Genomic DNA, 13,577 nt, shown 5'->3' on the forward strand with positions numbered 1-13,577 from the left:
GGCGTATCAGCAGATGGCGGCGCATTTCACGCACCCTCGACGATGCGCGTCTGCGTCCATCGCGCGAGTTCGGCGAGCGTGAGCCGCTGCGCCTCGGGAATCGGCGCGTCTTCGAGCGAGCAATAACGACGTTCGAGCGGCGCGCCGTAAGCGGCATCGAGCTTGCCGATTTCCTTCGCCAGCTCGTCGATCGCGGCGGCGCGCACATCGGTTCGCTCGCGCAGCCGTAGCGCCGTTTCGAATGCGCCGGCCAGCGTGCGCGGTTGCCAGTCACCGGTTTCGACGAGCATCAGGCTGGCATAACCGAACGGCGCCGTCGAACCGCGTTTCGCGCCCGGACTGACCGTTGCGATCAGATGCAGCAGATGATGCACGACCCGCGCCGCCAGCTCGCGCCGTTCGGATGGCGCGTCGAAGCAGTCCGCCGCGCGGATGCCTTCGAGGTTTGCGACGAGCTGCGGCACATCGACGACGTAGCCGTAGTACAGACCCGACGCGAGTTCCGCATCGAAGATGCCCGCCGAGCCGCGTTCGCCCGATTCGTGCAGCAAGTCGTCGACCACAGTGAAGTAGTCGTTCTCGACTTGCGCCTCGTGAACGGTGAACGCATGTGCGACGTACACCGCCGCATCGCGCGAGGCGAGCACGTCGGACGTCACCATGCGTCCGAACAGCGCGGACTCGAGGCCGCTGCCGTGCCGCAGCGCGTCGATATTCGCCTTCTCTTCTTTCAGGAACTCGGCGATCGCGCTTCGCAAGCCTTTCTCGTCGATGTAGTCGCGCGCCAGTCCCGCGCAACGCGACACGAGATAGTCGATTTCGGCGCGGCCCAGCAAGACCGCCTGACCGGTTTCGAGCGCATCGTCGCCCTTGAGATCCTTGCCCGCCTTGTCGAGCAATCCGCAATTGCGCAACTCTTCCACGGCGGCCTGCGCGAGTTCGGCCGATACATGGCGCGCGATCAGTTCGTCGCGGATCAGCTTGAGCGTCTCGCGCGAACGGACCGCCATCGGCACGTCGAGCGATGCGAGCGCATGACGATCGTCGGCCATGCGCCAATGACGCTTCAGACACTGTGATGAAATGCGCGTGCGAATGGCGTTACCCAGCGGCAGACGTTTGGCGAGCCCGGCATCGTCGCGATTGAGCAGCGCGGCGGGATAACTTTGCAGCGTGTGAATCTGGATGAAACGAGGTGGCGGCATCACGCGCTCCTTGCTTTTCATGGTCGATCGAACGTTCACGATGTGCGTTCGCTCATGAGCCGCGCCCTGACGTAATCGCCGACGATTTTTCGACGCGCCGCTTCAGCCCGGCGCATACCGCGCGCATCGCTCGCGCCTTCGCTGAGAATCAGACGGCCAAGTTCCGCCCAGTCGGGCAGCACGTTGCGGCTCGCGATCAGACGCAGCACGCGCGGCAGAATCTGAAAGAACGCATCGCCGCGCGCATTGAGCAGACGCGTCACGCGTGCTTCGGAGACGCCCGCCAACGCGAGTTGCTGCCCGAGCGTCGGCGCCGATTTATCGGGCGCGCAATGCACCGTCATCGCGATGCCGTGCGCGATCAGCCCCCAGCGCTTCCAGCGCGACACGCTCATATGCTCGCAATCCACCTTCGCGCGATACAGCGCGTTCGTCAGCGCCGCGATCTGCTGCACGCTCTGCGCATCGGCGAACGGATCGAGCCGCTTCAGCGCGACGTAATCGGCCTTCAGCGCGCCTTCGCCGTCCTTCGCGATCTTCATGAATCGGGCGATCTCGCCGACTTGCGCGCGACGCAGCGTCGTCGTGTCTTCGATCAATTCCATGTCACGCCTCCTCGATCATCTTGCGTGCTTCGCTGCGTTCCCTCAGCACGCGCGCGAGCGTGGGCAGCTTTGTCGAACGCACGCCACCATGAAAACGCGACAACGCGGCGGCTTGCGCCAGATAGCGCCGCTCCGCGCTTCGCGGGCCGGAATCGAACGCGCGCTCGAGCGTCGCCGCCGCGCGATCGACCAGCGCGCAGAGCCACGCCTCATGCACGCGTGTTTTCGCGTTGTTCGTTTGCGCGTCGACTTCTTCGATGAGATCGTCGAAAAAGCGCGTGTCTTCCGCCTGTTCGAACTCGCGAGAGAAGTCGCCCACCTTGCGCTTCGTTTCGTCGCTGACGTTCGAGTCACCGTTGCCGAGCAGACCGCACATCGCGCTCCACAACACCTTGCGGACTTCGCCGATCGCGACGATGCGCGTCTCTGCCCGTTGCGCGATTTCGTCGGTGCCGTGCCGCCGAATCCAGCCGATCATGCCGGGCGATATCGGAATGCGACGCTCGTGATAGCCCTCCGTTTTGCCTTGCCCCCGCGTGATGCCTTGCGCGAGCAGCACGATGCCTTCATCGCCGTCCGATTCGAGCAGCTTGCTCGCGATGGTCCGCTCGAATTCGTTCGAAAACGCGAGCGTGCTGGCCAGCCGATAATCGAAGCCCTTCGCGGTGATCGACAGCGCTTTGGCCTGCACGGCGTTGATCGGCGTCCACGCGTCGCCGGTCATGCCGTTGCGTTCCTTCGCCGCGATGCGCGCCGCACGACTGCCGGTTCCGCGTGCGACGATGCGCTCGCCTTCGCGAGACAGCCGCACGCGCCGGCATATCTCGATGTAGAACGGATCGAGCTCACTGAACGCGATGCTGCTCGCGCCGTCCCACGACCTCAACCACACGAGCGCGAGTCCGTCCTTGTCGGCGAGTTCATTGCGATTCGCGATCCACGCGCGCTCCTCCAGCAGACGATGCACGTCACGCCGCCAGCGACGTCCCCAATGTCCCGACGGCACGACACCGAACGCGGGCCGGCTCGCAAAGCCGCCGTTCATCCGCGAAATGCCGTAGTTGCCTGCGCCGAGAAAGCCTTCCTGTGTCTGAAGGCTGACCAGCGCGAAGATCCAGTCTTCAGGATTCGCATGGACCATACGTGCGATCTTGATGTCGTGGTTTCTCGACGTGACGAGCATGTCGAGCGCATCGGGCGTGCTGAGGCGCTTTTTCCAGGCGTGGGATTCGTCGCTCTTGCACGGCGCTTGCAGGAACGCGGGCCGCTCGTCCGGTACGATCAACGCGAACGGCGCGCGATCGGGATGGCCGGGTATGAACGCGATCAGCGCGGACCGCCAGGCATCGGCGAATGTGAACGGTTCCGCACGGCCTGCCGCGTGCAACGCGATCGCCGCGAGTTGCACGAGAAACCGCATGCCACGCATGCCGTTGATGCGGACGAAGCGCCGGAAAATCGCGCACGGCATCTTTCGTGCATGCGGCGAACAGTTGCGGCAAGCTGGCATGGTGTGTCGCGCCATCGACATCGCGATAACGGATGAGGCGCTCGTCGAGAAGACTCAGATGCAGGTGCATGGTGCCAAGTCAACGCTTGCGCGCGCGACGACACGCATCGCGCGAACACTTGCCCCACGCGACAAAGCCTGCTGTCGCGACCGCCGATAAACCCATGATGTGCTTTGCCGCACGATGTCGTCAAAACACTCTGCCGATGTGCAGCATTGTTTAGTTTGGATAGCTATTTATAAATAAACTTGCGATCGTCCTCCATACGAAACGACCGAATCTTCGAGCACGAATCGGCATAGGGGCGGCCAGCAAACTGGCCGCCCCTATGCCGATTGCTTCCGCGTTTTAATCGGGTTTCCGTGTGACCACAGTGCCGGGCTGACCGCCACCGGCTCCGGATCTTCCTGCGCGAACAGATCGCTATCCAGCGGCTTGGCCCAGTCTTCCATGACGTAGTGACGGGCGTCCATCGGCGACGAGAGCAGGTTCTGCCAGTGATCCCCGTGCCAGGCGGGATCGAATTCCAGGGGCGATGCAGCCTCGGTCGCCGGAGCGATCGACGGTGCGGCGAGCGACTTCAACCACTGCGCAACGCGCTTGATTTGGGTCATCACCGTTCCTCCTTATTACGTTTGATTGCTAACTCACCTCAATCTTCCTTAGCGCTGGAGAATCGGGCAAGGCGAGTAAACACTTACGATTCGAATTATCTTGTTACTAGCGCGGCAAGATTTTCCACTGGTTATTTTTACGCGTAAATTTGCGAAGGTGGAAAATCGTGCGCGATGAATATCGCGCTTTTAACTTTTTAAGACGGGCGTAAATCGGTAATTGAGAAACCGATTAGTCTTTTTAAAATAGACTGACTTGAAAGCGCAAAGTTGCATTTGGTTGAAGTGAAAATGCGTTGCGAGCAGAAAATTCTGGCTGAACGCTAAACGTTTATCCGCTTGCCCTGCGGCTAGGGCGCGTGGCTTGTGAACGGTCTGTTTGGCGGCCCGGCTGAGTTGTCTCGCGCTTCTAAAATGGTGCATCAATCCTGACTATCGGCAGCCTCCGCATTTGATCGGCACCGAGTTTGTGGCGACGCAGTGAAATGCGTCTCGCAAATGCAAACGCGAGATTTCCTATTCACATCGCGGGACGCTAAGTAAATCAGGGAAACCCCGATTATCAAGCTAAACAAGCGCTGATTCAGCAAAAATGACCGGATCGGATAACGTCGCGATGGAGGCCAGCCGAGCATCGAGTTGCGCTGCGTTAAAATGCTTGGCATACCCGTCGTCCAATCGCGCGCGGCGCACTATCCGCAGCCTTACGTCATCCATGTCATCTGATCCGCGTCCCGAGTTTTTTCTCCCGTCCGAGCCCATTGTCTTCGTCGATCTGGAAACGACCGGCGGTACGTTCGGCGTCGACCGGATCACCGAGATCGGCATCGTGGAGGTCGGTCCGAATGGCATGTCGCAATGGACGTCGCTCGTGAATCCGGGCAAGCCGATTCCTTCGTTCATTCAGCAGCTGACGGGCATCACCAACGAGATGGTGCGCAATGCGCCGAGCTTCGAGGAACTCGCCACGGGTCTGCTCGACCGGATGCGCGGGCGGCTGTTTATCGCGCATAACGCGCACTTCGATCACAGTTTCCTGAAGAGCGAATTCAAGCGGATCGGCTTGCGATTCGCGCCGGACGTGCTGTGCACGGTGCAACTGTCGCGCGCGGTTTATCCCGGCGAAAGTCGTCACGGACTTGATGCGCTCGTGGAGCGGCACGCGCTCGTGCCGTCGGCGCGCCATCGTGCGCTCGCCGATGCCGATCTGCTGTGGCAATTCTGGCAGCATCTGCATCGCGCGCATGCGGCGGACGTGCTGCGCGCACATATGGAGCGCGTCACGCGACGCTTTCAGCTGGCCGAGCATATCGACGAAGACACCATCGAAGCCATTTCCGCCGGATGCGGCGTCTACACCTTCTACGGCGAAGGCGATGTGCCGCTGTTCGTCGGCCGAAGTGTGCGCATGCGTCAGCGCGTGCGTTCGCATCTGACGGGACCGCGACGTTCGGCGCGCGACATGCGGCTCGCCGCGCTCGTGCGACGCGTCGAATGGAAGGTGACCGGCGGCGAAATCGGCGCATTGCTTGCGGAAGCGCAGATGGTTGCGTTGTGGCGTCCGGCGCACAATCGCGCGCCGAAGTTGCGGCCGGGCGATCTGCGCGGCGCGCCGTGGCCTTATGCCGGGACGATCGTCATCGAAGAGCGCGATGCGGCGACTGGCGAGCGCGCGTGGCATGTCATCGATCGATGGCAATACTTCGGCAGCGCGGCCACGCTCGCGGATGCACACCCATTGCGCGCTGCTTCGGCTGTCGCGCCGGCGTTCGATCTCGCGGTGCATCGCATTCTCGGCGAGCGGCTGGCGCGCGGACTCGCGGTGAGATCGCTCGATGCATCGACTGCCAGCGCAATCTGATCAGCCGACCGCGCCGACCCCGCCGCCCGCACAAACGTGGGATAACGCGCGCATGAGCGGCGCGTTCATCGACGAGTCGTAGCGCGTCAGATGCTTCCAGCGCGCGACGCTGTCGGCCAGTCGCAGCGGACAATCGTCGGCATACCGAACCGGTTCGATACGCGCGAGCGCGCTCACGAGCGATTGCGTCAACTGATCGAGTTTGGGCCGCGTGTCCTTGGCCAGATCCGGCGGATTACCTTCGGGACCGGATTTCTGCGCGCGCCAGTTGGCGAACAGCGCGTTCTGCACATCCTTGCTCGCATCGATCTGATCGCGGAAAAACTGCCGCGCGAAGTCCGGATCGATTTGCGCGGATGTCGCTTTCGCCTCGACCTGATTCAGCAGCGCGTTTTCGCGCGGTTCGTCGGTGATCGGCTCGTGACGCGCCCATTTGTATCGCGCGACGGGCTCGGCCAGCGCGAGCCGTTGCGAGACGAGCGCGATGAGATTGGTGAACGGCGTGTCGTCGCCATCGGCGTGAGCCGGGCCGGGCGCGAGCAGGAAGCCGAGCAGCGCGGCGGCCACGGAAAGATGACGCGAAACGTGGAGAGAGAGGTTCGTTCGACGGCGCATCGGTTAGCGGGCAAAGGCACCAGCATAGCGCAGCGGGCGTGTCGCTCGAAGCTCGCTTGAAGGGATGGAGGAGCGTGCTACGGACGAGCGGCGGCGCATGACCGCTCGGCAGCGGTCATGCAGTAAGGGCGCGTGCCGTCCTGGCGTGAGCCATGAGCGAGCCTCGCGGCCCGCGCGCATCGGGCGTCGTTTGCACGACGGCGGCGTAAAGGTTGCGCTCGGTCGTCGTGGTCTTGCCGGCGTCGATGTGAGCGCTGATCCCGATATTCCGATAGCGCTCGATGGGAGTCTTGCGGGGCACGTGAACCTCCTGTTGGTGTTTGACCGGGAGTGCGTGTGAAACGGTCGCCCCGGCCCTTGCGAATCTTTTTAGGATAGCGCGTTGGCAGGCTCTTTGCAGGAATCCGGCGAGCGTGCCGAAAGGCGGGCCGTCGCCGGGCGGCGGACGAAAAAAAACGTGCCGCGCGGGCACGTTTTTTTGGATGCGCAAGCGCGGGCGCTTACTGCACCTGAATCTGCGGCAAGCCCTTCAACTTCGTGCCCGGCTTGATGCCCTTCGCCGCGAACCAGCCCTTGCTCATTTCGAGCGCGAACACGCCATTGTTGCGCGGGCAGTGATTGTTCTCGGTCTCGGCCTGCATCTCGTCGATATCGGTGATCGTGCCGTCCGCGCGAATGAACGCGATCGACAACGGGATCAGCGTGTTCTTCATCCAGAAGCAATGCACGGCGTTCTCGTTGAAGACGAACAGCATGCCTTCGTTGGGCGCGAGTTGCGTGCGATACATGAGGCCTTGCTCGCGATCGGCATCGTTCGATGCGATGGCGGCATCGATCACATACATGCCGGCGGTCAGCTTGGTGTGCGGAAACTCGGACGGCTGCTTGGCGCCCTGCGGCATGGCTTGCGCCTGCGCGAGCGGCATCGCGGCGAATGGCAGCGCGAGCGCGATCACGCATGCGCGCAGCGTCTTCGCACGCGCAAGCCGTTGATTACAAATAGACAAGATACGGGACAAGATACGCGAAACGATAGCCACGACGACGCTCCCTGTTATTCGATAGTCTCTGTCTCTGCCCACGAACGGCGAAACCCCGCGCATGCATGTTACTCGATGCGCCGACACAAAACAAAAGGGCAGATGCCTTGCGGCCATCTGCCCTTTAACGCCGTAAGTACGGCGGTAATGCTCGTTCTTGACTTCGCTATACCGCCTCTTACAACAAACTTACTGAGCTGCCGAAGCTGCTTCCGGAGCCGAAGCTGCCTTCTTCGACGACTTGTGCGACTTCTTGTGCGACTTGTGAGCCTTCTTAGCCGGTGCCGAAGCAGCAGCCGGAGCCGAAGCCGAAACTTCTTGAGCGAAAGCAGCCGTTGCGAACAGGCCAGCGACGAGAGCAGCGATCAGTTTGTTCATGTGTGAATCCTCAGCTTGAGTTTGATTAACGTAAGACCCGGTCTTGAGTCATGTCGGTAAACGAGCCACCCACCTTTCGGTTGACAGTGATATCGAACAAATCGAATCGATATCACTGTCAACGGTTCAACCTTTCAAAGTGCCTGGAGCACACAGGCAAACGAAAGGCCTTAGTTCTTCATGCCGGATAGCTTTTCGCGGCATCTGAGGTCCTTAACGCATGCATCGACTGAGCGGTTGACACGAAATCGAAGAAGATTCGTGCAACCGAACAAATTTTTTAAAAGCGGCAATGCGCCATTGCACATCTCGATGACAATGTTTTTAAGCGACGTCAACTAAACGCGGCATTTTTTCGATCGATGCATGCGATTCAACGCGGAGCTTGCCACGGCGCACGCGCCGATACCTCGATGCATTCCCCCGGCGCGAGATCGAGCGAGAAGATATCGAGCGCGCCGATCGCGATACGCACGAGCCGCAAGGTCGGATAGCCGACGGCCGCCGTCATGCGACGCACTTGCCGGTTCTTGCCTTCGCTGATGGCGAGTTCGATCCACGTCGTCGGAATCGATGCGCGATAGCGGATCGGCGGCGTGCGCGCCCATAACCTGTCGCTGTCGTCTTGCGCGACGCGCGCGACGCGACACGGGCGCGTCACGTAGTCGCCGAGATCGACGCCTTTCGCGAGATGGGCAAGGGCGGCGTCATCGGGTGCGCCTTCGACTTGCGCCCAATAACGTTTGACGAGCTTGTGACGCGGCTCCGCGATGCGCGCCTGCAATGCGCCGTCGTCGGTGAGCAGCAGCAGGCCTTCGCTGTCGGCATCGAGCCGGCCGGCGGGATACACGCCGGGCGTCTTCACCCAGTCGCCGAGCGATGCGCGCGTCTCGTGCGCGGAAAACTGGCAGATGGTGCCAAAGGGTTTGTTGAGAGCGATGAGCGGCATCGAAGGCAAGTCGGGGAAACGCCGAGTTTGGCGTGGCGGCTTGGCGTAGACCGGAAAGCGAAATTTTAAGGCATCGCGCGCGGGGTCCTGTCCGCACACTGATATGAAACATAAGACGCCCGATACCGCGCGCGCGGCCGCATCGGCATGGTTAGAATGATGTTCCGGCGACAGACCGCATCCCCGTTTCATTCAGCCTAAATCGACTCAAGCCCGGCCTTCTTTGGAGTAGACCATGCCGTATCAGCATATCCAGGTTCCGGCGGACGGTGACAGAATCACCGCTAACGCGGATTTTTCGCTCAACGTCTCCGATCGGCCGATCATTCCGTATATCGAGGGCGATGGCGTGGGCGTGGACGTGACGCCGGTGATGATCAAGGTCATCGACGCGGCAGTCGACCGAGCCTACGGCGGCAAGCGCAAGATTCAATGGATGGAAATCTTCGCCGGCGAAAAGGCGACGCGCGTCTACGGCCCGGATGTCTGGCTGCCGGAAGAAACGGTGGAAGTGGTGAAGGACTATCTCGTCTCCATCAAGGGCCCGCTGATGACGCCGGTCGGTGGCGGCATCCGCTCGCTGAACGTCGCGCTGCGGCAGCAACTCGATCTGTATGTGTGTCTGCGGCCGGTGCGTTACTTCAAGGGCGTGCCGTCGCCGGTGCGCGAGCCGGAGCGCACCGACATGGTGGTGTTCCGCGAGAATTCCGAAGATATCTACGCGGGTGTCGAGTGGCCGGCGGGTTCGCCGGAAGCGAAAAAGGTCATCCAGTTCCTGCGCGAGGAAATGGGCGTGAAGACCATCCGCTTTCCGGATTCGTCGGGACTGGGCATCAAGCCGGTATCGCGCGAGGGCACGGAGCGGCTGGTGCGCAAGGCGATTCAGTACGCGCTCGATCACGAGCGTCGTTCGGTGACGCTGGTGCACAAGGGCAACATCATGAAGTTCACGGAAGGCGCGTTCCGCGATTACGGCTACGCGCTCGCGCAGAAGGAATTCGGCGACGAACTGATCGACGGCGGTCCGTGGGTGCGGGTGAAGAATCCGAAGACGGGCGGTGACCTCATCGTGAAAGACGTGATCGCCGATGCCTTCCTGCAGCAGATCCTCTCGCGTCCCGCCGAATACGACGTCATCGCGACGCTGAATCTCAACGGCGACTACATCTCCGATGCGCTGGCGGCGCAAGTGGGCGGCATGGGCATCGCGCCGGGCGCGAACATGTCGGACTCCGTGGCGATTTTCGAAGCCACCCACGGCACCGCGCCGAAATACGCGGGCAAGGATTACGTGAATCCCGGCTCCGCGATTCTCTCCGCCGAAATGATGCTGCGTCATATCGGCTGGACGGAAGCGGCGGATCGCGTCATCGATTCGATGGAGCAGTCGATCTTGTCGAAACGCGTGACTTACGATTTCGCCCGGCTCATGGAAGGCGCGACGCAGGTGTCATGCTCGGCATTCGGCGAGGTGATGATCGAGAATATGTGAGGCTCACCTTTATTAGGCGTCGCGCAAAATAAAACCCCGAAAAGGCATGACGCCTTTCGGGGTTTTTTATTTGGCTAATGCGGTCGCGCCAATCAAACTAAATGCCGGAGAATCAGGCATAAAAAATGGCAGATGTCAAGCCTGCGGCGCTTTCTAGCGAAAACAGAAATGCCCGCTAGTTCAATGTATTAGAGTTGGATAAAGCCCTCCCCAGCCAATGACGCTGCATGCGCCAGGAGCCACATAGGAGCCTGGCGAATGCATGCTCACGGCAGCCATGGGCGACACCGGCGCAATATGCGGAAAGCCGACCGGGAGACAGTTGGCCCGCTTGCCGCTGGTATGGCGAGCTAATTTGCGAATAAATCAGGCAAAGCTACCGTCACGTTTAATCACGTCAACCAATGCAGTCCCTTCACGCTGCCGCGCATACACCACCAATCGCAGATGCCGGTTTTCATCAATCGTCAATGAAGTATGTTCGAACGGCTCGGCTTGACCGTCGATCACAAGGTGCCTTATGCCGGTACAGGGTGCATGCACGTCGTGCCGATGCCACCACGTTTTGAACTCCGGCGATACTTCCTCCAATTCATCCATCAGTTCTCGAATGTCCGACCCTTGGGCGGCGCGGGCAAAGTCTCGGCGAAAGCTTGATAGCATCAGAGGCGCCTGTTCCTCCCAACTTTCTATCCGCTCGCGGATAATCGCGTCGGTGAACAGCAGCCACAGCAGATTGCGCCACCTCGGCGGTTGCGCGGAAAAGCCGAAGAGTTGATCGGCCGGTGCATTAAACGGCAACACGTCCCAGCGCAGGTTAAGCACGTAGGCCAGATGCGGTGCCAAGTCGTGCATCAGGCGAAGCGCCAGGGGCGGCACCAAGCACCACGTCTTACCCGGGTCGGCGGGGAGCCGTTCGTGGGCGAGCAGGAACAGGTGGCGACGCTCCGCGGCATCCAGCCTCAGCACCCGGGCGAGGTTTTCAAGGAAGGTTACTGATAGGCCGATGGCATGCCCTTGTTCCAGCCACGTGTACCAGGTGATGCCGACGCCTGCGAGTGCAGCAACTTCTTCGCGTCGCAACCCAGGCGTGCGTCGTCGCCCGCCGCTGGGCAAGCCGACTTCCGCAGGCGAGAGGCGCTCGCGACGTGCTCGCAGAAAATCAGCCAGTTCGGACCGCGTTCTATCCAAGGTTCGCATCGCTTATCCGATTACCTTCAGTAACAGCATAAATGGTTAAATTGTAAATGTCTGGAGCGAATCCGAGAATGATTACCTGAATTCTCGTGGGGCTCTAAATGCGTATTAATTCTTTGCCTCAACCTGGGCACGCGCCGCGTCCTGGCGTGGTTTGTCGGTGCTGCTGCTGGGTGGCTTCGTGACGATCTTCGATCTGTTTGTGGTCAATGTGGCGATTCCTGCCATGCAAGCCGGTCTGAAGGCCAGCTTCGCGCAGATCAGCTTCATCGTGGTCGGCTATGAACTAGCCTTTGGGATGCTGCTCATCACTGGTGCCCGCCTGGGTGACCTTTTCGGCCGCCGCCGTTTGTTCGTCATCGGGATGGCGGGTTTCACTGCGGCTTCAGCATTATGCGGGCTGGCACCTAATGTCAGCTTTCTGATTGCGGCACGAGTGCTGCAAGGGCTGGCGGCGGCCTTATTGTTTCCGCAGGTATATGCGTTGATCCGCGTCAACTTCGAGGGCGACAACAGCCGTCGCGCCTTCGGAAGGCTCGGCATGACGCTGGGCCTCGCGGCTATCGCGGGCCAGGTGTTGGGCGGATGGCTGGTCCATGCCGATCTGTTCGGGCTGGGTTGGCGAAGCATTTTTCTCATCAATGTGCCGGTCGGTCTATTCGCAGTCTCGGTTGCATGGTGCATTCCAGAATCGCGTGCGTCGCAGCGGTCGGCGTTGGATTGGGTTGGCGTAATTCTGGTGAGCGCAGGAGTGGCGTGCATGCTGGTGCCGCTGATCGAGGGCCCGGGCGAAGGCTGGCCGAAAAGGAGCTTCTTGATACTCGGCCTCGCTGTCGTAATGCTCGCAGCGTTTCATCGGCAGCAGGAGCGCAGACGGCAAGCAGGCCATCTACCGCTGGTGGATATGCGCCTGCTTGCGCAGCGCTCCTTCGCACTCGGTGCCCTGCTGGTGCTCCTGGTCTATTCCACGTCGAGTTCATTTTTCCTTTGCTTCGCCTTGCTGGCGCAGACGGGCTTAGGACTTGATCCTTTCGTAGCGGGAAGCATCTTTGCACCGTGTAGCATGGGTTTTGTGGCGCCTTCGCTGTTAATGCCGAAACTGGTTTCGCGCTGGGGTGCTATGGCAATCGTCATCGGAGCGGCGATCTACGCAGTGTCAATCGGTGTTCTGATCGCCCAAGTGCATCTGGCCGGTGCGGATCTGGTGCTGGTGCGACTGCTGCCGATCCTAACGGTGGTGGGCGCCGGTCAAGGCTCGATCATGATACCGCTGCTCAATCTGATACTGGGATTTGTCGACGAAGCCAAGGCGGGGATGGCCTCGGGGGTCATTTCGACAGTCCAGCAAGTTGGTGCGGCGCTTGGCGTAGCCGTAGTCGGCATCTTGTTCAGCTCGGTACTGAGCGCGGCTCATGGCGCATCGACAGCGGCCGGCTTGTACGCTTCAGCGTTCGTAACAGGGATGCTCTACAACTTCGCGGCCGCAGTACTTGTGTGCGTATTGCTGTCGGCTCTGGCGAAATCACGAATTGAACGCTCGTCTTCGGGGAAGTGCTAAGTGGACTAACATTTCCAAAATGCGCTAGACACGAGCCGACTGACAGAGTTGCAGCGCAACTTCGTCCAGTTCACGGTCGTAGCCGGCGCGTTCTGCTGCACTCAAAAAACCTTGTTTGACGACGAAGTCATCGGCTTCATGCCGCACTCGATCCACACGCTTCCAAAGACTATCGGCCTGCGCTTGAGACAACCGACGCGTCTTGCGCGCGGTACCGATATCGGCCTGCAAGATATTCGCGCGATCACGGATGTGCGCCTGTCGCACATCCGTGATCGCGTCCCCCGTTTCGCCCGTCACCGCATGTTGTGCCTTGATCTGACAGCTCGGGTATTCCGCTGTCGGTGGCGAGGCGATGGCGCTGGCCGCCATCAACAGGAGACCCGCAATCGGCAAGGCCTTCATTTTATGCTCCTACGCCACGAAAGGGAGATCCAGTGTATCTCGCCGGTCGGCCCGCCGCACCGCCCACTCGCGTCCCTATGTGTGCGGTGCGATCGATGTTGCCGACGCTTTCTTTGGCGCGGCCGTTCGGCGGAACCCGCGATCGTT

At 60.9% G+C, this 13,577-nt stretch carries 14 protein-coding genes and 1 pseudogene; 4 read left to right on the forward strand and 11 right to left on the reverse strand.

Features of this window, described 5'->3' with window-relative positions:
• Positions 1-26 precede the first annotated feature (26 nt).
• From cas7e to BVER_RS21680, 3 genes are read right to left on the reverse strand one after another with little or no spacing between them, the layout of a single operon-like run.
• Entirely contained in the window at positions 27-1,205 is a 1,179-nt protein-coding gene (gene cas7e, locus BVER_RS21670; RefSeq protein ID WP_050455044.1) for a type I-E CRISPR-associated protein Cas7/Cse4/CasC, read from the reverse strand.
• A gap of 35 nt (positions 1,206-1,240) precedes the next feature.
• Positions 1,241-1,810 carry a type I-E CRISPR-associated protein Cse2/CasB gene (casB, locus tag BVER_RS21675; RefSeq protein ID WP_050455035.1) on the reverse strand — a complete coding sequence of 190 codons (570 nt, stop codon included), beginning with the start codon at positions 1,808-1,810 and terminating at the stop codon, positions 1,241-1,243.
• Position 1,811: 1 nt separating this feature from the next.
• Positions 1,812-3,230 (reverse strand): type I-E CRISPR-associated protein Cse1/CasA, encoded by a 1,419-nt coding sequence (locus BVER_RS21680; RefSeq protein WP_232316701.1) that lies wholly within the window; start codon positions 3,228-3,230, stop codon positions 1,812-1,814.
• Between BVER_RS21680 and BVER_RS34340 the strand changes: the two genes are divergently transcribed.
• Positions 3,229-3,480 (forward strand): hypothetical protein, encoded by a 252-nt coding sequence (locus BVER_RS34340; RefSeq protein ID WP_232316702.1) that lies wholly within the window; start codon positions 3,229-3,231, stop codon positions 3,478-3,480. The genes BVER_RS21680 and BVER_RS34340 overlap by 2 nt on opposite strands.
• 167 nt (positions 3,481-3,647) lie before the next feature.
• On the opposite strand, the gene BVER_RS21685 is transcribed toward BVER_RS34340, so the two are convergent.
• Positions 3,648-3,935, reverse strand: a complete 288-nt coding sequence (locus tag BVER_RS21685; RefSeq protein WP_050455036.1) for a hypothetical protein — start codon at positions 3,933-3,935, stop codon at positions 3,648-3,650.
• A 715-nt stretch (positions 3,936-4,650) separates the two neighbouring features.
• Here BVER_RS21685 and BVER_RS21690 point away from each other — a divergent pair.
• On the forward strand, positions 4,651-5,796 hold the full coding sequence (locus BVER_RS21690; RefSeq protein ID WP_050455037.1) for an exonuclease domain-containing protein: 1,146 nt from the start codon (positions 4,651-4,653) through the stop codon (positions 5,794-5,796).
• On the opposite strand, the gene BVER_RS21695 is transcribed toward BVER_RS21690, so the two are convergent.
• The 5 genes and pseudogenes from BVER_RS21695 to BVER_RS21710 form a co-directional block, all read right to left on the reverse strand.
• Positions 5,797-6,411, reverse strand: a complete 615-nt coding sequence (locus BVER_RS21695) for a chorismate mutase (RefSeq protein WP_050455038.1) — start codon at positions 6,409-6,411, stop codon at positions 5,797-5,799.
• A gap of 205 nt (positions 6,412-6,616) precedes the next feature.
• Positions 6,617-6,712: pseudogene (locus BVER_RS36325) on the reverse strand (GTP-binding protein); the annotation flags it as partial.
• A 199-nt stretch (positions 6,713-6,911) separates the two neighbouring features.
• Positions 6,912-7,337, reverse strand: coding sequence for a DUF192 domain-containing protein (locus BVER_RS21705; protein WP_157056164.1), 426 nt, complete (start codon positions 7,335-7,337; stop codon positions 6,912-6,914).
• Positions 7,338-7,640: 303 nt separating this feature from the next.
• Positions 7,641-7,829 carry a hypothetical protein gene (locus BVER_RS30455; protein ID WP_083452293.1) on the reverse strand — a complete coding sequence of 63 codons (189 nt, stop codon included), beginning with the start codon at positions 7,827-7,829 and terminating at the stop codon, positions 7,641-7,643.
• Positions 7,830-8,202: 373 nt separating this feature from the next.
• Entirely contained in the window at positions 8,203-8,778 is a 576-nt protein-coding gene (locus tag BVER_RS21710; RefSeq protein ID WP_050455040.1) for a pseudouridine synthase, read from the reverse strand.
• Positions 8,779-9,013: 235 nt separating this feature from the next.
• Here BVER_RS21710 and icd point away from each other — a divergent pair, with 235 nt between their 5' ends.
• Positions 9,014-10,270: an NADP-dependent isocitrate dehydrogenase gene (gene icd / locus BVER_RS21715; RefSeq protein ID WP_050455041.1), complete on the forward strand. Its 1,257-nt coding sequence runs from the start codon at positions 9,014-9,016 to the stop codon at positions 10,268-10,270.
• Between the two features lie 366 nt (positions 10,271-10,636).
• Here icd and BVER_RS21720 read toward each other — a convergent pair whose 3' ends face one another.
• The gene (locus BVER_RS21720) at positions 10,637-11,470 is read right to left on the reverse strand and encodes a helix-turn-helix transcriptional regulator (RefSeq protein ID WP_050455042.1); all 834 of its coding nucleotides are present in this window, start codon (positions 11,468-11,470) and stop codon (positions 10,637-10,639) included.
• 157 nt (positions 11,471-11,627) lie between these two features.
• Between BVER_RS21720 and BVER_RS21725 the strand changes: the two genes are divergently transcribed.
• Entirely contained in the window at positions 11,628-13,025 is a 1,398-nt protein-coding gene (locus BVER_RS21725) for an MFS transporter (protein WP_232316703.1), read from the forward strand.
• 24 nt (positions 13,026-13,049) lie between these two features.
• On the opposite strand, the gene BVER_RS21730 is transcribed toward BVER_RS21725, so the two are convergent.
• The gene (locus tag BVER_RS21730) at positions 13,050-13,430 is read right to left on the reverse strand and encodes a hypothetical protein (RefSeq protein ID WP_050455043.1); all 381 of its coding nucleotides are present in this window, start codon (positions 13,428-13,430) and stop codon (positions 13,050-13,052) included.
• Positions 13,431-13,577 lie beyond the last annotated feature (147 nt).

The organism is Candidatus Burkholderia verschuerenii (assembly GCF_001189365.1).
Classification (GTDB): Bacteria; Pseudomonadota; Gammaproteobacteria; order Burkholderiales; family Burkholderiaceae; genus Caballeronia; species Caballeronia verschuerenii.